At 69.0% G+C, this 18,275-nt stretch carries 18 protein-coding genes, 1 pseudogene and 1 CRISPR repeat array; of the genes and pseudogenes, 14 read left to right on the plus strand and 5 right to left on the minus strand.

What is annotated here, in order from left to right; genetic code table 11:
* The first annotated feature begins 73 nt into the window (after positions 1-73).
* Complete coding sequence (locus AOZ13_RS09960) at positions 74-760, plus strand: urease accessory protein UreF (RefSeq protein WP_020222054.1); 687 nt, start codon at positions 74-76, stop codon at positions 758-760.
* A gap of 40 nt (positions 761-800) precedes the next feature.
* Positions 801-1,190, plus strand: a complete 390-nt coding sequence (locus AOZ13_RS09965) for a ribbon-helix-helix domain-containing protein (RefSeq protein ID WP_020222055.1) — start codon at positions 801-803, stop codon at positions 1,188-1,190.
* Positions 1,191-1,202: 12 nt separating this feature from the next.
* Here AOZ13_RS09965 and AOZ13_RS09970 read toward each other — a convergent pair whose 3' ends face one another.
* Complete coding sequence (locus AOZ13_RS09970) at positions 1,203-1,706, minus strand: VOC family protein (protein ID WP_020222056.1); 504 nt, start codon at positions 1,704-1,706, stop codon at positions 1,203-1,205.
* Positions 1,707-1,757: 51 nt separating this feature from the next.
* Positions 1,758-3,011 (minus strand): bifunctional hydroxymethylpyrimidine kinase/phosphomethylpyrimidine kinase, encoded by a 1,254-nt coding sequence (gene thiD, locus AOZ13_RS09975; protein WP_049934056.1) that lies wholly within the window; start codon positions 3,009-3,011, stop codon positions 1,758-1,760.
* Positions 3,012-3,149: 138 nt separating this feature from the next.
* On the opposite strand from thiD, the gene AOZ13_RS09980 reads away from it, so the two are divergent.
* From AOZ13_RS09980 to AOZ13_RS10020, 11 genes and pseudogenes are all read left to right on the plus strand, one after another.
* Positions 3,150-4,061, plus strand: a complete 912-nt coding sequence (locus AOZ13_RS09980) for a TIGR03571 family LLM class oxidoreductase (RefSeq protein ID WP_020222060.1) — start codon at positions 3,150-3,152, stop codon at positions 4,059-4,061.
* Between the two features lie 212 nt (positions 4,062-4,273).
* A complete protein-coding gene (locus AOZ13_RS09985; RefSeq protein WP_021780484.1) occupies positions 4,274-6,046 on the plus strand; it encodes a nitrite/sulfite reductase in 1,773 nt (590 codons plus the stop codon).
* Positions 6,039-6,251 (plus strand): hypothetical protein, encoded by a 213-nt coding sequence (locus tag AOZ13_RS09990; RefSeq protein WP_021780485.1) that lies wholly within the window; start codon positions 6,039-6,041, stop codon positions 6,249-6,251. The genes AOZ13_RS09985 and AOZ13_RS09990 overlap by 8 nt, the downstream gene beginning before the upstream one ends.
* Positions 6,252-6,254: 3 nt before the next feature.
* Complete coding sequence (locus tag AOZ13_RS09995; RefSeq protein ID WP_020222736.1) at positions 6,255-7,592, plus strand: MFS transporter; 1,338 nt, start codon at positions 6,255-6,257, stop codon at positions 7,590-7,592.
* Positions 7,593-7,736 (plus strand): hypothetical protein, encoded by a 144-nt coding sequence (locus AOZ13_RS14490; RefSeq protein WP_020222737.1) that lies wholly within the window; start codon positions 7,593-7,595, stop codon positions 7,734-7,736.
* Positions 7,737-7,853: 117 nt separating this feature from the next.
* Positions 7,854-8,434 (plus strand): annotated as a pseudogene (locus AOZ13_RS15015) (four-carbon acid sugar kinase family protein); the annotation flags it as partial.
* A 171-nt stretch (positions 8,435-8,605) separates the two neighbouring features.
* On the plus strand, positions 8,606-9,091 hold the full coding sequence (locus AOZ13_RS15020) for a nucleotide-binding domain containing protein (protein WP_234402864.1): 486 nt from the start codon (positions 8,606-8,608) through the stop codon (positions 9,089-9,091).
* Positions 9,081-10,079, plus strand: a complete 999-nt coding sequence (gene pdxA, locus AOZ13_RS10005; RefSeq protein WP_020222686.1) for a 4-hydroxythreonine-4-phosphate dehydrogenase PdxA — start codon at positions 9,081-9,083, stop codon at positions 10,077-10,079. The genes AOZ13_RS15020 and pdxA overlap by 11 nt, the downstream gene beginning before the upstream one ends.
* A gap of 278 nt (positions 10,080-10,357) precedes the next feature.
* The gene (locus AOZ13_RS10010) at positions 10,358-11,344 is read left to right on the plus strand and encodes a 2-keto-3-deoxygluconate permease (RefSeq protein ID WP_049934058.1); all 987 of its coding nucleotides are present in this window, start codon (positions 10,358-10,360) and stop codon (positions 11,342-11,344) included.
* 56 nt (positions 11,345-11,400) lie between these two features.
* Positions 11,401-12,738 carry a lactate racemase domain-containing protein gene (locus AOZ13_RS10015; protein WP_021780489.1) on the plus strand — a complete coding sequence of 446 codons (1,338 nt, stop codon included), beginning with the start codon at positions 11,401-11,403 and terminating at the stop codon, positions 12,736-12,738.
* Between the two features lie 196 nt (positions 12,739-12,934).
* The gene (locus AOZ13_RS10020; RefSeq protein WP_020222665.1) at positions 12,935-13,369 is read left to right on the plus strand and encodes a universal stress protein; all 435 of its coding nucleotides are present in this window, start codon (positions 12,935-12,937) and stop codon (positions 13,367-13,369) included.
* 8 nt (positions 13,370-13,377) lie between these two features.
* Here the strand turns inward: AOZ13_RS10020 and AOZ13_RS10025 are convergent, their stop codons facing one another.
* The 3 genes from AOZ13_RS10025 to AOZ13_RS10035 form a co-directional block, all read right to left on the minus strand.
* Positions 13,378-13,980, minus strand: a complete 603-nt coding sequence (locus tag AOZ13_RS10025) for a hypothetical protein (protein ID WP_020222666.1) — start codon at positions 13,978-13,980, stop codon at positions 13,378-13,380.
* Between the two features lie 41 nt (positions 13,981-14,021).
* Positions 14,022-15,233 (minus strand): outer membrane protein assembly factor BamB family protein, encoded by a 1,212-nt coding sequence (locus tag AOZ13_RS10030; RefSeq protein WP_159103062.1) that lies wholly within the window; start codon positions 15,231-15,233, stop codon positions 14,022-14,024.
* Between the two features lie 78 nt (positions 15,234-15,311).
* Entirely contained in the window at positions 15,312-16,358 is a 1,047-nt protein-coding gene (locus AOZ13_RS10035) for a HoxN/HupN/NixA family nickel/cobalt transporter (RefSeq protein WP_020222481.1), read from the minus strand.
* Positions 16,359-16,526: 168 nt separating this feature from the next.
* Here AOZ13_RS10035 and nikR point away from each other — a divergent pair, with 168 nt between their 5' ends.
* A complete protein-coding gene (gene nikR / locus AOZ13_RS10040) occupies positions 16,527-16,943 on the plus strand; it encodes a nickel-responsive transcriptional regulator NikR (RefSeq protein ID WP_020222482.1) in 417 nt (138 codons plus the stop codon).
* Positions 16,944-17,016: 73 nt separating this feature from the next.
* A CRISPR array of direct repeats spans positions 17,017-18,223; the repeat unit is 30 nt; unit sequence GCTTCAATCCGACTAGGGTTCGTCTGTAAC.
* The last annotated feature ends 52 nt before the right edge of the window (positions 18,224-18,275 follow it).

The raw sequence follows: 18,275 nt of genomic DNA on the forward strand, positions 1-18,275 counted from the left end.
AGCACGCGCACGACGGCGAGACGCACGGCATTCGGACGGGTGGTGACGCGTCGTGAGCGAGCGAGTAGACGGGATGTCGGGCGCGCGCGCGAAGCTCTCCGCGTACCGACTCGCGGACTCCTTCCTCCCGGTCGGCGGCAACACGATCTCCTACGGGCTAGAGCAGTTCGTCCAGTCGGGGGCAATCGCGGACGGCGACGACCTCCGCGAGGTGCTGGAGAGCTACCTCCGCCGGCAGGTCGGCCCGTGCGAAACGGTGGCCATTCGGGCGGCACACGCGGCGGCGGACGACCTCGAAACGGTCGCAGACGTCGACGAGGCGCTGCGGGCGACGACGCTCGCCGCGGAGTTCCGCGAGAGCGCGACGAAGGCCGGCCGACGCCTGCTCGAAGTCGAGACCGAGACGGGCGACGACCCCGTCGTCGCGGCGTACGAGGAGCGCGTGGTGAACGGCGACGCGCCGGGGAACTACCCGGTCGCGCTCGGTCTCGTGGCCGCGCGTCGCGGGATCGACGCCGAGGAGGCGTGCCTCCTCCACGCCCACTCCTTCCTCACCGACATGCTCGGCGCCGCCCAGCGGCTGTTGAGCCTCGGGCACGTCACCGCCCAGCGCGTGCTCGACGACCTCGCGCCGGTCGCGGCGGACGTCGTCGCGGCGAACGCGGATCGGACGATCGATCGGATGGAACCCTTCGCGCCGCTCGTGGACGTCCACGCGATGGAGCACGAGCGCGCCGACCGGCGGCTCTTCCTGAGCTGAGGGGTAGTTTTACGCCGGTCGGGTTCGTCGGTGTGATCGAATGGTCAAATCGACGGTCCGGTTCCCGGAGGAGGTGCTCGACGCCGCCGAGGAACTCGTCGAGCGCGGTCTCTTCACGAACCGCTCGGAGTTCCAGCGCTTCGCCGTCGAGTGCATCCTCGATCAGGTGAACGAGGAGTACGAGCCGGAGATGCTCGACTACGACGAGCTGTACGCGGAGGTGTTCCCGGAGGCGGGCGCGGGCGCGGGCGACGGCGAGCCCGCTGAAGGGTCGATGGACGACGAGTTCATCCAGACGGCCGCGCGCGTCCGTCAGTTGGCGATGCGCGGCGACGTCGAGACGGCGACGGAACTCCTCGACAGCCGCTACTCGCCGGCCGACCCCCGCGCGTTGCTCTTGGAGGATCTGCTCGCGGGCTATCGCGCGTGAGGGCGGGGCTGATCACGGCTCGACGACGCGATCCGGCTCGGGTTTCTCCTCGAGGTTCGACGCCGTCTCGAAGAGGAGACCGTTCGCGTCGGCGGCGGCGTCCATGTACCAGAACTCGGAGCCGCCGAGCCTGCCGTGCTGGACGACGGGATACCCGGCGTCGACGAAGGCGTCGACGGCATCCGCGGGATCGTCGAAGGAGAAGCAGGCGACGTGATGGAGTCCCTCGCCGTGTTCTTCGAGGTGTTCGGTGTAGAGGTTCTCCCCTTCGAGGGGCTGGATGAGTTCGATCTGGACGTCGCCGGCGTCCGCGAACGCGAGGTCCCACGAGAAGTCCGCGGGTTCGCCACGATAGGTGCGTTCGGTGAGTTCGGGGGGCGCGAAGCGATACACCTCCCACGGTCCGATACCGAAGAGGGAGCCGTAGCGCTCGATTCCCGCGTCGAGATCCTCGACGACGAGACCGAGCTGGTCGATTGCCGGCACGTCGATGTCGACGTCTGGAACGTCGTCCATGGAGCGACCACGCGTGAGAAGTTCATAAATAGTAGTGTACTCTGGGGGTCGTCAGTCCGGCCGGTCGTCGGACGCGGCGAGGCGCGAACGGAGGGTGTCGGGGTCGGCTGCGAAGGCCGTCGCGACGTCCGCACCATCGGGAACCGGATCGACGAGGATGGGGGGGACATCACCGTCGGCCGCCTCGAAGGCGCTCGCGACGCGCTCGACGGCCGAGAGTGACGAATCGGGTGCGCAGATGGGCGCGTTGAGGGTCGTCGCGTCGAAGTGGACGGTGAGCGCGTAGCGGAGCGCGGGATCGCGCTCGCGCGCGGCGAGTAGGAGTTCGGCGGGTGCGCTCTCGGCGCCAAAGTGGACGCATCCCTCGGCACCGCTGACTGCGATGTCGCGTAGCGATTCGGCGTGGGGCGTCGCACCCGCGGCGGCGATTGCCGACTCGATCCCGTCGAGGTCGCGGACCGACTCAGCCGTCTCGGCGCGCGCCGCGTCGTTTCGGAGCGTCGCGAGGTGATGAACGCTCCCCGTGGCGCCGCCGACGGCGTGCGGGTAGCGAATGGCGCGCGCGACGACGTCGATGCCCGTCTCGACGGCGGTCGCGAGGTCGTCGCCGCGGGCGAGGCGGGCGGTGATCGCGCTGGAGATCGTACAGCCCGAACCGTGCGTGCGCTCGGTGGCGACGCGCTCGTTCGCGAACGTCCGGGTGCCATCGGCGGTGACGAGGACGTCGACGGCCGTCTCCGCGTCGTCGGCGTAGGGTTCCCCGCCGGTGAGGAGGACGGCGTCGGCTCCCTCCGCGCGGAGGGCTTCGGCGGCGGCGACGGCGTCCGATCGGGTCTCGATCGCCGTATCGAGAAGGGCGGCGGCCTCGCTCGCGTTCGGCGTGAGGAGCGTCGCGTGCGCGAAGAGCGTGTCGTAGGCCGCGGCGACGCTGTCGTCGGCGAGCGCGTCGCCCGCGGTCGCGACGAGGACGGGATCGACGACGAGCGGACCGTCGAAGTCGGCGACGGCGGCGACGACCGCTTCGAGGGTGTCGGGCGTTCCGAGCATTCCCGTCTTGGCCGCGCGGACGTCGTAGTCGTCGGTGACGGCGTCGAACTGGGCGGTGACGTCCTCGGGGGGGAGGTGGTGGACGCCGTGGACGCCGCGGGTGTTCTGCGCGGTGACGCTCGTGACGACGCTCGTCCCGTAGGCGCCGCAGGTCTCCATCGTCTTGAGGTCGGCCTGTACGCCGGCGGCGCCGCCGGAGTCGGTGCCGGCGATGGTGAGTGCGACGGGGTAGTGGACGGGGGCGGCGCGACGGGTCACGCGACGACCTCCGGACCGATGCGCGCGAGCGATGGTGGCGTCATGGAAGCGTGTATTACCCAATGATACAATAGCATGGTGACTCGGCCTCGGCGCGGGGCCGGTCGGCTTTTCACGCGCGCGGTGCGCAGAGCGGACGTGGAGGATCCGAACCGGGGATACGAGCGGCTGTTCGGCGGCGAGGCGTTGACGGTCGGAACGACGTTCCCGCTGACCGACGCGCGCGAGGAGCGTCCGGACGTCGAGCGCGAACTCGCGCTCGCGGAATACCTCGAAGACCTCGGATTCGATGCGCTGTGGGCGCGCGACGTCCCGACGAGGTGGCCGAAGTTCGGCGACACCGGTCAGACGTTCGACCCGTGGACGTGGCTGTCGCGGGTCGCCGGCCGCACGGACGAGATCGCGCTCGGGACGGCGAGCGTCGTGCTCCCGCTGCGCCATCCGTTGCACGTCGCGAAGAACGCCGCGTCGCTCGATCGCCTCTCGGACGGGCGCCTCGTCCTCGGCGTCGCCTCGGGCGATCGATCGCCGGAGTACGAGGCGTTCGGCGTGTCGGAGGCCGACCGCGGGGCGGCGTTCCGCGAGAGCGTCCGCACGCTGCGCGCGGCGTGGACGGAGTCGTATCCCGAGATCGAGACGCGCTGGGGGACGCTCGACGGCACGCTCGACGTCGTGCCGAAACCGGTGAGCGGGGATCTGGCGCTGCTCGTGACGGGGAACAGCCGCCAATCGCGCGAGTGGATCGCCGAGCACGGCGACGGGTGGCTCTTCTATCACCTCCCGGAGGACACCCTCGAGAGCTACCTCGACGACTGGCACGCGCGGACGTCGAAGCCGTTCGCGACGACGTGCGCGGTCGAACTCGCCGACGACCCCGCGGCCGACCCGGAGCACGTGAATCAGGGCTTTCGGGCGGGTGCAACGTGGTTCCGCGACTACTTCCGCGATCTCGAACGCCGCGGCGTGAGCCACGTCGTCGTCGGCGTGCGGGGGGACGACCGCGAGCGTGCGTACGAACGGTTCGCCGCGACCGTCCTCGACGATCTGTGAGACGGACGGTCGTCCGCATTCGGAGATTCAACATGGACATATGACCTTATACAAAGAATATTCTGCGCGTGTCATTGAGGAAACTCCGACAATAGGAGACACCCGATGCACAACACTTATGCAAGTCAATCAGATGGTACCAACCACGATCGGCGGACGATCAGACACCAGATAGAAACACAGGTGGACGATCGTCCGCGGATGAGCACACAATGGCTCACAAGAAGGAAGATATCAAGGAGGCACTGTACGGTGACGCGGTGCGGGAGAAAATAGAGGCGTTCGCGGCGGAGGGGTGGGAGTCGATCCCCGAGGACGAGCGCGAGGAGTGGTTCTCGCGCTTCAAGTTCTGGGGCGTCTTCCACCAGCGGGACGGGCAGGAGAGCTACTTCATGATGCGGCTGAACAACTGCGGGGGCGTCCTCGAACCCGATCAGTTGCGCGCCATCGCGGAGGTGGCCGACGAGTACGCCCGCGGGCCGGCGGAGAACCCGCGGTGGGGGAACGGGTGGATCGACTACACGACCCGGCAGTCGATCCAGCTCCACTGGCTGAAACTGGAGGACGTCCCGGAGATCTGGGAGAAACTGGAGTCCGTCGGGGTCTCCAGTCGCTCCGCGGGCGGCGACACGATGCGGAACATCTCCGGGTGTCCGGTCGCGGGGAAGGACGCAGACGAGTACGTCGAGACGCGCGACCTCCTCGACGAGATCGAAGCAGGGATCCGCGGCGACGACGACCTCGCGAACCTCCCGCGGAAGTTCAACATCTCCGTCACCGGCTGCACGCAGGGGTGCGCGCAGGACTCGATCAACGACGTCGCGCTCGAACCCGCCCACCGGCCCGTCGACGGCGAGGACACGAGGGGCTTCAACGTCCGCGTCGGCGGCGGCCTCGGCGGTCGCGAACCCCGCGAGGCGCGCCCGCTCGACCTCTTCGTCACGCCCGCGCACGCCTACGACACCGTCCGGGCGTTCGTCGAACTCTACCACGAGGAGGGGAACAGACAGAACCGGAACAAGAACCGCGCGCGGTTCTTCGTCGACGACTGGGGGACGGAGGAGATCCGCGAGGCCCTCGACGAGCGCCTCGACTTCGAACTCATGCACGCGGGGACGGACTTCCGCGGCGAGTACACGTACAACGCCGGGAAGGACGACGCGAAGGGCGAGCACGACCACGTCGGCGTCCACGATCAGACCGACGACCTGAGCTACGTCGGCGTCAGCGTCCCGGTCGGTCGGATGCCCGCCGAGGACGCGCTCGCGCTCGCCGACCTCGCGGACGAGTACGGCAGCGGCGAGATCCGCCTCTCGCGCCGGCAGAACCCGCTCGTGATGGACGTCCCGGACGAGCGCGTGGACGACCTGCTCGACGAGCCGCTGTTGGAGACCTACTCGCCGAATCCGAGCGTCTTCACGCGCGGCGGGATGGCCTGTACGGGCACCGAGTTCTGCTCGATCGCGCTCGCCGAGACGAAGACCCGGATGGCCGAGACGCTCCAGTGGCTCCAGCGCAACGCCGAGGTGCCGGACGACGTCACGCAGTTGAAGATCCACTGCTCGGGGTGCACGGCGGACTGCGGGCAGGCGATGAGCGCCGACATCGGCCTGCAGGGGATGCGCGCGCGCAAGGACGGCGAGATGGTCGAGGCGATGGACGTCGGCGTCGGCGGCAGCATCGGGCAGGAGCCGACGTTCATCGACTGGATCCACCAGCGCGTCCCCGCGGACGAGGTGCCGGGGCTGCTGAAGAACGTCGTGGAGACGTACGCCGAGATGCGCAACGAGGGCCAGACGTTCCGCGAGTGGGTGGAAGCGACGGGCCACGACACCATCGCGGAGCTCGCGGAACCGGAAGAAACGGACTACGTCGATCCCTGTCTCACCGACGCCAAACAGGCGTGGTACCCCTTCGACGAGGGCGACGGACCCGCGCCGACGGCCGCGGACGGCACGCCGCTGGGGGGCGAGAGCGATGACTGACGACGGACGCGCGGGCGACGCGGGTGCGGACGAGCGGGGGCGGGCGGACGACGGACGCGCGGGCGACGCGACCAACGGACGCCCGAACGGTGCGGCCGACGACGAGGCGCTCGCCGAGCCGACGCCGCGCACCGCGCGCGAGATCTCGCCGGAGTACCACGACGAGTTCTACGTCGCCGATCCGGGCGATACGGAGGTGCACTAAGCTGTGCAGGAGAAGACCAAGCAGTTGGTCATCGCCACCGTCGGGTTCTTCTGGGCGTTCCTGCTGTGGTTCTCGACGGCGGCGTTCAGCACCTCGATCAGCAGCGAGTTCACGCTGACGACCGGCGGGCTGGCGTTGCTCGCGTCGAGCGCGCTCTGGCTCGCGCCGCCGGGGCGGGTGATCGCCGGGTGGGCGGCCGATCGCTTCGGCGCGCACAACGTCTTCGCGGTCATCCTCGGCTACTCGGGGCTGATGAGTATCGCCTCGGCGTTCGCGGTGAGCTACGACGTCCTGTTCGTCGAGCGTCTCATCGTCGCGTCGGCGGGCATCAGCTTCGTCGTCGGCATCCAGCACGTCTCGCAGTGGTTCGACGAGCACGAGATCGGCACGGCGGAGGGAATCTACGCGGGCACCGGGAACGCGGGCGCGGGCGTCGGCGCGCTCGTCCTCCCGCGGCTCTACGGGACGCACTTCAGCGAGGCGTTCCTCCACCTCGGTCTCGTCGCGCTCGTCATCGCGGTCGTCTACAAGTGGCGCGGCGAGCCCGCGAGGAACCGCGCGACCGCGGAGACGGCGCGCGAGAACTCGAATCTGAAATCGACGCTGTACGTCTGGACGCGCTACGCCGCCATCGCGTTGCTGCTCGCGTACGCGATGTCGTTCGGTCTCGAGATCGCGATGAACTCGTGGCTGCCGACCTACTACGCGACCGGCTTTCAGGACGCCATCGCGAGCCTCGGGTTCTCGAGCGTGGCGGCCATCCAGACGGCGGCGGGGACGTTCGCGGCCGTCCAGTCGTTCAACGCCTCGCTCTGGCGCCCCTTCTCGGGGTACATGTCCGACCTCTGGCAGCGCAAGGGGTGGACGCCGTACCCGTTCCTCTCGACCGGTCAGGGGTACGCCCCGCGGATCCACTGGCTGTTCACCGCGCTCTGTCTCATCATCGTGATGATGTGCGCGCTCACGGCCGCCGGTCTCCTCGGCGTCCTCCCGCTCTCCGTCGTCATCCTCGCTGGCTTCGGGATCTGCGTGAGCTTCGGCACCGGCGGCGTCTTCGCCATCGTCCCCGTGATGTTCCGGGAGCGCCCGGGCGTCGCGGCCGGCTTCATCGGCGGCGTCTCGACCGCCGGCGGCATCGTCTACCCGCTCGTCTACGGCTGGGTGCCGAACATCCACACCGGGTACGTGCTCGTCGCGGCCGTCCTCTTCGTGCCGTTCGCGCTGTTCTTCACGTGGGTGATGCGCTCGGATCGCGGCCTCTCGGAGCACGGCATCGGCTCGCGCGAGCGCTGGCTCGGGAGCGATCGCGACGCGGCGGCCGTCCCCGGAGGTGACGACTGAATGGCCACCGAATCGGGTTCGGAACGCGAACCGTGGTACCACTGGGGGCGTCGCGTCCTCTACGCCGAGATGCTGATCGCGGTGCTCGTCACCGTCTTCTCGCTCTCGCTCGCGTTCATGGGACAGGCCGGCTACATCGCCTGATCGGTCCCGCCCGTCCCCGCGCGCGAGGGGAAGTTCTATTCGTTTGCCCGAGAACCGAGAGGTGTGAACGATAGCGAGTACGCCGTCGCGATCGTCGCCGACGACCTGACGGGGGCGATGGACACGGCGCACGGGTTCGCCGCCCGCGGCTACGCCACGGCGACGCTGGTGGCCGTCCCCGACGGCGGGAACGGGGCGGACGCGCCGGCCGTCGACGCGGACGCCCTGAGCGTCAACACGGACACGCGATACGACGACGCGGCGCGCGCCGCGGTCGCTGTCGCCGACGCCGTCGAGTGGGCGCCGCGCGGGACGTCTACAAGAAGGTCGACTCGACCCTGCGCGGGAACGTCGCGGCGGAGGTCGACGCGGCGCTCCGCGCGACCGACGCGGCCTTCGCGCTCGTCGCGCCCGCGTTCCCCTCCGCGGGGCGGACGACCGAGGACGGCGTCCACTACGTCGAAGGCGAACCCGTCGCGGGGACGGAGTACGGACGCGACGAGAAGGGACCGTCCACCTCGACGATCGCGGATCTCTTCGACGGCGTGGAGCGACCGGTCGCGTCCGTGACGCTCGATTCCGTCGAGGGAGGAGGCGAGGCCGTCGCCGCGGTCATCGGGGATGCCGTCGCGGACGCCGAGCGCGCGCCGATCGTCGTCTGCGACGCGACGGCCGACCGGCACCTGCAGACGCTCGCCGCCGCCGTCGCGGACCGTGACGCGCTCTACGTCGGGAGCGGCGGCCTCGCCGAACGCTTGACGCTCGACGGCGTCGAGACGAGCGCGCCGGACGCCCTCGACGTGGACGCGGGCGCCGCGCTCGGCGTCGTCGGGAGCGTGAGCGAGACGACGCTCGGACAGCTCGAACGAGTGCCCGAGGACGCCGTCGTCGCCCTCGACGCGGCCGCGCTCGTGGCCGGCGACGTCCCCGCGGAGCCGATCGAGCGCGCGGCGGCGCGGCTGCGGGACGGCGAGCCGACGGTGGTGGCGAGCGCGACCGATCGGAACGCCGTCGATCGGGCGCTCGCCGCCGGGCGCGAGCGGGGGTTGTCGGACGCCGCAGTCCGCGAGCGGGTGTCGGCCGAACTCGCGCGGAGCGCCGGGCGCGTGATCGAGCGCGCGCCGCCGTCGGGGCTCTTCGTCACCGGCGGGGACGTCGCCGTCGCGGTCGTGGAGGCGCTCGATGGGACGGCGATCGCGCTGACGGGCGAGGCGGTGGAGGCCGGCATTCCCGTGGGGCGGGTCGTCGACGGCGATGTCGCCGGGACGCCGGTCGTGACGAAGGCGGGCGGGTTCGGAAGCCAGATGGCAGTAGTTACTTGTCTGAAGGCGTTGTCCAGTACGTATGACCACTGAGCTGCCGCGCGTCGGCATCACGATGGGCGATCCGGGCGGGATCGGCCCGGAAGTCATCGTCAAGGGCTACGGGCGACTCCGCGAGATCAGCCGCCCGGTCGTCATCGGCGACGCGGACGTGATCGCGGCCGCGATCGACGTCTGCGGGCTCTCGCTCGGCGTCGAGACGATCGAGTCGGTGGCCGAAGCGAGCTTCGCGGCCGATCGCGTCCCCGTGATCGACGTCGGTGGCGTCGACGAGTTGGTCCGCGGCGAGGTGAAGCGCGAGCACGGCGAGGCGAGCCTCGCGTACATCGAGCGCGCGATCGAGCTGGCGACGGCCGGCGACATCGACGCGATCACGACCGCGCCGATCAACAAGCAGGCGACGAAGCTCGCGGGGAGCGACCACGCGGGCCACACGGGGCTGCTCGCCGACCGGACGGACACGGAGAACTACTCGATGATGCTCGTCGAGGACGACCTTCGCGTCACGCACGTCTCGACGCACGTCCCGCTCCGCGAGGCCTGCGACCTCGTGACGACGGAGAACGTCCGCGACGTGATTCGCCTCACCGACGCGGCGCTCCGCGATCTCGGCGTCGACGACCCGACGGTCGGCGTCGCGGGGCTGAACCCGCACGCGAGCGACGGCGGTCTCCTCGGCGACGAGGACGGCGAGGAGATCGAACCCGCGGTCGAGGACGCGCGCGAGGCGGGCATCGACGCGGTCGGCCCGGAGTCGCCGGACACGGTGTACGTGCGAGCGGCCCGCGGCGAGTTCGACTGCGTCGTTTCGATGTACCACGATCAGGGCCACATCCCGATCAAGATGCTCGGGTTCGCCGGCGGCGACGCCGTCTCCGGCGTGAACGTGACGATCGGTCTCCCGATCATCCGGACGAGCGTCGACCACGGGACGGCGTTCGACATCGCGGGCGAGGGCGTCGCCTCCGAGCAGAGCCTCGTCGACGCCGTCGAGGTCGCCGTGCGGATGGCCGAGGACTGACCGGCCCACACACCGCCCCGCGCGGTGCGGACGCGGAACGCATTCTCGCGGTTCGGTCGCGCGGACGCGACGCGACGGCCTGCCGACTCGACATCACGATAAATAATGTCCGTTATTGGCGGGGTATGCACACGTCGTGAGGTACACCCCCATCGATTCGGGCGATACTACACCGGTCCGAAAGTATATTATAACCGAAAATGTTCTTCCCGATAGAATGATACAGATTCGAGAGGCGGTGAGTGGCGTGCCGAGAACGCGCGGACCGGAGGGCGAACGTGCGTATTAAGGAGACGATCGAGCGGATCCCCGGGGGGATGATGGTCGTCCCGCTCATTCTCGGGGCGCTCGTCAACACGTTCTTCCCGCAGGCGCTCGAGATCGGGGGGTTCACCACCGCGCTCGCGCGGGACGGGGCGCTCCCGCTCATCGCGGCGTTCCTCGTCTGCATGGGCGCCGGGATCGACGTCCGGGAGGCCCCGCAGGCGATCGAGCAAGGGGTCGCGATCACCCTGACGAAGTTCGTGATCGGCGCCGCGATCGGGTTGGCCGTCGCGCACTTCTTCGGGAACTCCATCCTCGGGCTGTCGTCGCTCGCGATCACGGCCGCGATGGCGAACACGAACGGCGGCCTGTACGCCGCGCTCGTCGGCGAACTGGGCGACGAGGCGGACGTCGGCGCGATCTCGATCATCTCCGTCAACGACGGCCCGTTCCTGACGATGGTCGCGCTCGGCGCGACCGGTCTCGCGTCCATCCCCCTGATGACGCTCGTCGCCGTCGTGATCCCGATCGTCGTCGGGATGATCCTCGGGAACCTCGATCGCGACATGAAGCGGTTCCTGACGAAGGCCGGACCCGTCTTCATCCCGCTGTTCGCGTTCCCGCTCGGCGCGAGCATCGACTTCCGGATGCTGATCACCGCCGGGGCGGCCGGGGTCCTCCTCGGGATCGCGACCGTCCTCGTCGGCGGGATCTTCAACGTCCTCGCTGACCGCGCGGCGGGCGGGAGCGGCGTCGCCGGTGCCGCCGCCTCCACCACCGCCGGGAACGCCGTCGCGACGCCCGCGGCCGTCGCCGCCGCCGACCCCTCGCTGAAGCAGGCCGCCGCGGCCGCGACGCCGCAGGTCGCCGCCTCGACGATCGTGACGGCGCTCCTCGCGCCCGTTCTCGCCAGTTTCGTCTACAACCGCCTCGCGGACGGCGACGAGGAGGACGCACCGCCCGGCCTCCGCGACCGCCTCGCTGCCGTCCTCCCCGGCTGATTCGAGTCACGCCGGAAGGCGGATGTTTTTTGTGACGAATCCGCGTCCGGTGTGGTATGGCCGACCGAGACGAACTCGCGGTACCCGAAGAGACCGTCGTCGAGGCGTGCGGGGAGACCCCGCTCCCGGCGATGGGCGTCATCGAGCAGGTGTGGGAGACGGACCCGATCCCGTCGGACGAACTGGCGACGCGCGCGGGCGACGCGGTCGAATCGCTCGCGTTCGAGGACGTCCCGGCGGGCGGCGAGGTCGCCGTCGGCGCCGGGAGTCGCGGGATCGCGAACCTCGCGACGATCGTCTCCGCCGTCGTCACGCGCCTCGAAGACATGGGGTACGAACCGTTCGTCTTCCCCGCGATGGGGAGCCACGGCGGCGCGACCGGCGAGGGGCAGCGCGAGATGCTGAACGAACTCGGCGTCAGCGAGGAGACGGTCGGCTGTGAGATCCGATCGAGCATGGACGTCGTGCGGGTCGGCGAGACGCCCGAGCGCGGCGTGCCGGTGGTCGCCGACGCGAACGCCGCGGCCGCCGACGCCATTCTCCCGATCAATCGCGTCAAGCCCCACACGGACTTCGACGGCGACGTCGAGAGCGGGCTCTCGAAGATGATGGTCATCGGGATGGGCAAGCAGCGCGGCGCGAAGATCGCCCACGAGTGGGCGCTCAACTGGAGTTTCCGGAACATGATCCCGGAGATCACCGACCGGCTCCTCGACTCGCTCCCGATCGTCGGCGGCGTCGCCCTCGTCGAGGACCAGCACGACGAGACGACGATCATAGAGGGCATCCGCCCGGACGGCTTCCTCGATCGCGAGGCCGAACTCCTCGAGACGGCGTACGATATCATGCCGACGCTCCCCTTCGACGACCTCGACGTCGTCGTCTTCGACGAGCAGGGGAAGGACATCAGCGGGCAGGGGATGGACACGAACGTGATCGGCCGGCGGCCGTTCGCGATCAACGAGCCGGAACCCGACCTGCCGGACATCAAGCGCATCTATACCCGCGGGCTGACCGACGCGACGCACGGGAACGCGATGGGGGTGGGGTCGGCGGACTTCGTCCACGCGAACGTCGCGGCGGAGTTGGCGAGCGCGCCGACGCTCATCAACGCCATCACGGCGAGCACGACCCGCGGCGTCCGCCTGCCGCCGGTCGTCGAGACGGACCGGGCGGGCGTCGTCGCGGCGCTCTCGACCATCGGCGTCGTCGATCCCGAGGGGGTGCGCGTGCTCCGTGCGCCCGACACGATGCACCTCGGGCGGCTCTACGCGTCGAGCGCGCTCGTCGAGGCCGCGCGCGATCGCGACGACCTCCGCGTCGTCGAGGAGCCGACACCGATGGCGTTCGAGGACGGCGCGTTCGCCGCGCCGTCGCTCCACGACGACGACTGAGCACGCCGACTGGGACCCGACCTGTTCAGTCGCGCCGTCGCGCGAGGGAGCGTGGAAGCGACTCTGTGCTGTTCCCCGACTCACCGAATCTTTCTTCGCCGAACGCCGCGAACGTCACTGGCGCGTCGGGCCGAACCTACTTGCGTTGCGGCGCCGAAGGACGTGCCGTGTCACGAATCGCTAGGGGTGAGCTGATGTGACGTACGCGAACGTCCTCGTGCCGACGGACGGCAGCGGCGGCGTACAGGACTCGATGACGCAGGCGCTCGACCTCGCCGAGCTGTCCGGGGCGACGGTCCACGGTCTCTACGTGGTCGACGAGAGCCTACGCCGCCGCCTCACGCGCGCGGCGTTCCCGGGCGACGAACTCCGGGTCGCCGGCGAGAACGCCGTCGCGTCGATCGAGGGGGCCGCGCACCGTGCCGGTCTCGACGCGAGAACCGAGATCCGGCGTGGCGATCCGGCGAGCGCCATCCTCGACTACGTCGGCGAGAACGACATCGACCTCGTCGTGATGGGGACCCACGGCCGCACGGGCGCCGAGCGCGCCGTCCTCGGGAGCACGACCGAGCGCGTCCTCCACCGGGCGGACGTCCCCGTCCTCGTCGTCCACGCGACCGAACACGAATAGCGACGCTCCTACCCGTCGGTGGCGTTCCCGACCCGAATCGTCCACCGCGGGATGTCCGCGTGGCCGTAGACGGTTCGGTAGCCGGTGTCGTTCCGACGGACGGACGGCGGGACGTCGGTCCGCTCCATCATCGGCTCGCCGCGCCGCGCGGCGTCGAACTGCGCTTGCGCCTCGTCGTCGAGGGACGCGTACGGCGTCACCTCGGCGTCCGTCGGGAGCGTCGACTCGTTCGTCGGGACCACGGTCGAGACGAACCGATAGGAGCGACGGTCCCACCGCGCGTCGACCGGGTAGCGCGCCCCCTCGTACAGCACAGCGGCGTGCCGATCGAAGGGTTCGATGGCCGAACGGTTCGGATAGCGTATCGTCACCGACCCGTTCTGCCGCGCGTCGGGGAAGACCTCTCGTGAGCGATTCGAGAGCGACGCGTATCGGATCGCATCCGACCCGGCGAGTATCGTGGCGTTCGTCGACGCGCCGTTCATCGTCCCGCTCGTGGTCGGCGTCGCGGCGTCAGTCGTCCCCGCGTTCGTCCCCAGATCGATCCCGGCGCGGCCGGCCGTCACGACCGCAACCGCACCGGCGACCACCGCGCACGCGCGGACGTTCACGGTTCCGCGGTCGAATGGGTCAGGGATACCGATTGTGGCCGTCAGGGCTCGTCGCCGACGGCGACGACCTGCGCGTCCGTCGTCACCGCGAGCACCTCGTCGTCGCCGTCCCCGTCCACGTCCGCGCTCCGGAGACCCGCCCAGACGGCGACATCGTCGTCGTTCCACGCCCACGTCCCGCGCGACGCGCCGTCCGCCGCATCGTAGGCCCGCATCGGGCCGTATGCCGTCGTCGCCACCACGGAGCGGTTCCCGTCGCCGTCGAGATCGGCCAGCGTCGGCGGCGGCACGTAGTGTCGCTCTCGGTCGAGCGTGCGGTTCCAGACGGCGCGTCCGTCCGCGAGGGCGTAGGCCGTGAGCCGGCCGTTCGCGCTCGTCACGTACGCGCGCGGCGCGACGCCCGGTGCGGGACGACCGACGGCGCCGACCGCCAGCGTGCCGGTGCCCTCTCCGCGGTGGTACCACAGGCGCGTCCCGTTCGCCGCGACCGCCTCGACGTGTGTACCGTCCGTCTCGCCGTTCTGGCCGCTGGCGAGCAGGACCGTGCGGCCGTCGAGCGTGCCCGCGCGGAGGAAACGCGCCGGCTCGTGTCGGCGCCACCGCGTCGCGCCCGTCGCCGGATCGAGCGCGATCAGTCCGTCCGTCGTCCCGACGATCAGCGAGCGCGTCCCGTTCGCCGTCGTGACGAGCTGTGGCTCCTGCCCGCGGACGTTGTATTCGAACGTCCGATTCCACGCGAGCGTCCCGTTCGGAGCGTACGCCCTGACGCCGCCGGTCATCAGCGGGAGGACGACGAGCGTCGGGTCACGCGTGACGACGGGCCGGACGAACGGCATGCCGCGCGGGAACGTCGCGTTCAACACGAGCGTTCCGTTCGTCGCGTCCGCCGCGTAGAGCCGCCGTTCGTGCGTCGCCCACGCGACGTCGAGACGGCCGTCGTCGTTCACGTCGCCGAATCCAGCGTCCCCCGTCGGCTGCGTTCCGCAGGCGTCGCGCGGTATCGCGCGCGTCCAACGCGTCCCCCCGGAGCCGTTCAGGGCGACGAACGAACACGTCCGGTTCGCGCCCGTGTCACCGAACCCCACCGCGACGGCCGTCTCGTCCCCCTCGCGCGCGGCGACCGCGGGATGGTGGGAGCCACCGGGATTCGCGGGTGTGTCGCTGTGCCAGACGGGACCGAAGTCGTCACCGTCACCGAAGGGGGAGACACCGCCGATACAGCCGGCGAGGGGCGCGCACACGACGAGGAGCACACACGCGACGACGAGACGGGGACGACCGGTCATCGAACGGGCGTTGACGCCCCGCCGTCCTGAGTCGCTCGGTTCGACTCAGGTCGCGTCCGCCGTCCCGTCGTCGAACCCGCCGAGCTTCCAGACGCCGTAGGAGAGCGCCCACGCGACGGCGAAGAGCGCGACGACGGCGTAGCCGAGCGCGCCGAGCGAGAGTGTACGGAGCGCCGTCCACACCGCGCCGTGGAGATCGAGCGTCGAGGCGAGGACCTGCGCGAGTTCGACCGTGCCGACGAAGAGCGCGACGACGACCGAGATCGCGGTGACGGTGACGTTGTAGTAGAGCTTGCGCGTCGGCGTCGTGAACGCCCAGTCGTACGCGTACGCCATGAACGCGCCGTCAGCGGTGTCGAGCGCGCACATCCCGGCCGCGAACAGCACCGGGAGGACGAGGATACCGGTCACGGAGACGCCGCTCGACGCCGCGCCCGCCGCGACGGCGAGGAGCGCGATCTCCGAGGCGGTGTCGAAGCCGAGACCGAAGAGGACACCGAGCGGGTAGAGCTGCCAGCTCCGGTCGATCCGCTCGTAGAAGCGCGAGACGAATCGGTTGAGCAGCCCGCGATCGCCGAGGTGAGCGTCGAGCGAGTCGTCATCGGCATCGTCGGCGGCGCGCGTCCGTCGGAACGCCCGCACGAGATCGACGAGGACGATGAGGTTCACGATGCCGATAACGTAGAGAAACCCGCCGGAGACGACCGTCCCGAAGAGACCGCCGATATCGCGGAGCATCGGGAGTTCGGCCTGCGCGACGCCCGTCGCGACGGCGAGCGCGAGCGCCATCGCGGCGACGACGGTGGAGTGTCCGAGCGAGAAGAAGAAGCCGACGCCGACCTGTCGGCGACCCTCCTCGAGGAACGCCCGCGTCGTGTTGTCGATCGCGGCGATGTGATCGGCGTCGAACGCGTGGCGGAGCCCGAGGCTGTACGCGAGCACCCCCGTCCCGAGCAACCCGGGCCGCGACGGCGTGACGACGAGCAACAGGACGCCCCAGCCGATCGCGTGGAGCAACGCCACGACACCGAAGAGACCGACGAGTCGAGATCTGACGGAGAACCGCCCCGAAAACGTGGACACGAACGACATTCTCTACCGGAAGGTCGGACAAGAGGGAAATAATACTTTTGCATCGATTCGTAATACTGGCCGTCCGCGGGTCGCGGCGCCGCACGCGGACGCCCGTCGCGAGAGCAGAACGGAGCAAGCGGGATCGCGTAGCGAAGCGTTATTCCGGCGTGACGGGAAGGACGGGGTATGAGCGACGACCTCGATCGGATGAGCGTCACCGTCCCGCCCGACCTCCTCGACGCGCTCGACGACGTCGTGGAGACCGGCGACTACGCCAGTCGCTCGGAAGCGACGCGGGACGCCCTGCGCGCGTTCGTCACCGAGTTCAATCGCCAGACCGGTCTCGACGGCGCGCTCAGCGGCACCGTCGTCGTCCTCTACGATCACGACCACAGCGGCGTCGCCGAAGCCATGACCGACCTCCAGCACGACTTCGCCGACACCATCATCGCCGTCCACCACGTCCACCTCAGCCACCACCTCTGTCTCGAATCCATCGCGGTCGACGGCGACGGCGAGCGCATCGAGGCGCTCCTCTCGCGACTCCGCCCGCTCGAAGGCGTCCACCACGTCAAGCTCACCGTCGTCGACGCCGACGGATAGCGGACGAGACATCGCAGACGGATTCAACGACGCGATAGCGGGGAGTCCCAGCTCAGGGAGCACCGCCGGGAGCGCTTCGATCCGACTAGGGTTCGTCTGTAACTCGACTACGAAATCGCCTACGGGGACAGCGTCACGGCTTCGATCCGACTAGGGTTCGTCTGTAACCATCACGAAGTTCGGTTCAGCCATCCAGTCCTTTCGGCTTCAATCCGACTAGGGTTCGTCTGTAACCGTCTCGATGCGGTTTTGCGCCCATCGCGTCTCCCGGCTTCAATCCGACTAGGGTTCGTCTGTAACACGCTTCAAGCGCACTCACGTTCCCCTTCGAGTGCGGGCTTCAATCCGACTAGGGTTCGTCTGTAACGAAACAATCCCGTGGGGAGATGCCCCTTGATTCGGGCTTCAATCCGACTAGGGTTCGTCTGTAACGACGGTCACGCCGTCGAATCACTCGACTTGAGCGACGCTTCAATCCGACTAGGGTTCGTCTGTAACTAATGCTGCACGGCGGGAGCTACTGCAGTATTGGCGGCTTCAATCCGACTAGGGTTCGTCTGTAACCGGATGATAATAGTCCGAATACGAGTGATAACCTCGCTTCAATCCGACTAGGGTTCGTCTGTAACCACAGACCGAGACCGACCAACCGATCTTCCACGCAGCTTCAATCCGACTAGGGTTCGTCTGTAACAAGTGGACATCTGTTTGACCTCGACAATATTCCGCGCTTCAATCCGACTAGGGTTCGTCTGTAACAAGCACACAGCCATGACTTCCCCGCCACGGAGTCGCTTCAATCCGACTAGGGTTCGTCTGTAACTGCGCTTGGAGGCTGGCTTGTTGAGTTCGGTCCGGCTTCAATCCGACTAGGGTTCGTCTGTAACTAGTATTCGCCAGATTCCCAGAGGCGGTTCGCGATGCTTCAATCCGACTAGGGTTCGTCTGTAACGTGGAGATCAAGACCGATCCGGGCACCAATTCGGCGCTTCAATCCGACTAGGGTTCGTCTGTAACTCTCTCTCGGGAGCTGGTCGAGGTCCATCGTCGAAGCTTCAATCCGACTAGGGTTCGTCTGTAACCTCGACGATCTCGGGAGCGTCGGTGTCCCACGTGGCGCTTCAATCCGACTAGGGTTCGTCTGTAACCTCGATGAGCTCGTCGAGCGCGTCGACGGCGCGGACGGCTTCAATCCGACTAGGGTTCGTCTGTAACTATTGGTACTAAAGCAGTAGGTTATTACATATTTTGCTTCAATCCGACTAGGGTTCGTCTGTAACTAGCCGGCGGCGGTCGTGAGACCGTTGCGGACATCGCTTCAATCCGACTAGG

The organism is Halarchaeum acidiphilum MH1-52-1 (assembly GCF_000474235.1).
Lineage (GTDB): Archaea > Halobacteriota > Halobacteria > Halobacteriales > Halobacteriaceae > Halarchaeum > Halarchaeum acidiphilum.

Excerpts from the sequence above, each read along its gene's own strand:
- AOZ13_RS09960 (WP_020222054.1), top strand. The coding sequence starts at position 74 with ATGTCGGGCGCGCGCGCGAAGCTCTCCGCGTACCGACTCGCGGACTCC.
- AOZ13_RS09965 (WP_020222055.1), top strand. The coding sequence starts at position 801 with ATGGTCAAATCGACGGTCCGGTTCCCGGAGGAGGTGCTCGACGCCGCC.
- AOZ13_RS09970 (WP_020222056.1), bottom strand. The coding sequence starts at position 1,706 with ATGGACGACGTTCCAGACGTCGACATCGACGTGCCGGCAATCGACCAG.
- AOZ13_RS09985 (WP_021780484.1), top strand. The coding sequence starts at position 4,274 with ATGGCTCACAAGAAGGAAGATATCAAGGAGGCACTGTACGGTGACGCG.
- AOZ13_RS09990 (WP_021780485.1), top strand. The coding sequence starts at position 6,039 with ATGACTGACGACGGACGCGCGGGCGACGCGGGTGCGGACGAGCGGGGG.
- AOZ13_RS14490 (WP_020222737.1), top strand. The coding sequence starts at position 7,593 with ATGGCCACCGAATCGGGTTCGGAACGCGAACCGTGGTACCACTGGGGG.
- pdxA (WP_020222686.1), top strand. The coding sequence starts at position 9,081 with ATGACCACTGAGCTGCCGCGCGTCGGCATCACGATGGGCGATCCGGGC.
- AOZ13_RS10015 (WP_021780489.1), top strand. The coding sequence starts at position 11,401 with ATGGCCGACCGAGACGAACTCGCGGTACCCGAAGAGACCGTCGTCGAG.
- AOZ13_RS10035 (WP_020222481.1), bottom strand. The coding sequence starts at position 16,358 with ATGTCGTTCGTGTCCACGTTTTCGGGGCGGTTCTCCGTCAGATCTCGA.
- nikR (WP_020222482.1), top strand. The coding sequence starts at position 16,527 with ATGAGCGACGACCTCGATCGGATGAGCGTCACCGTCCCGCCCGACCTC.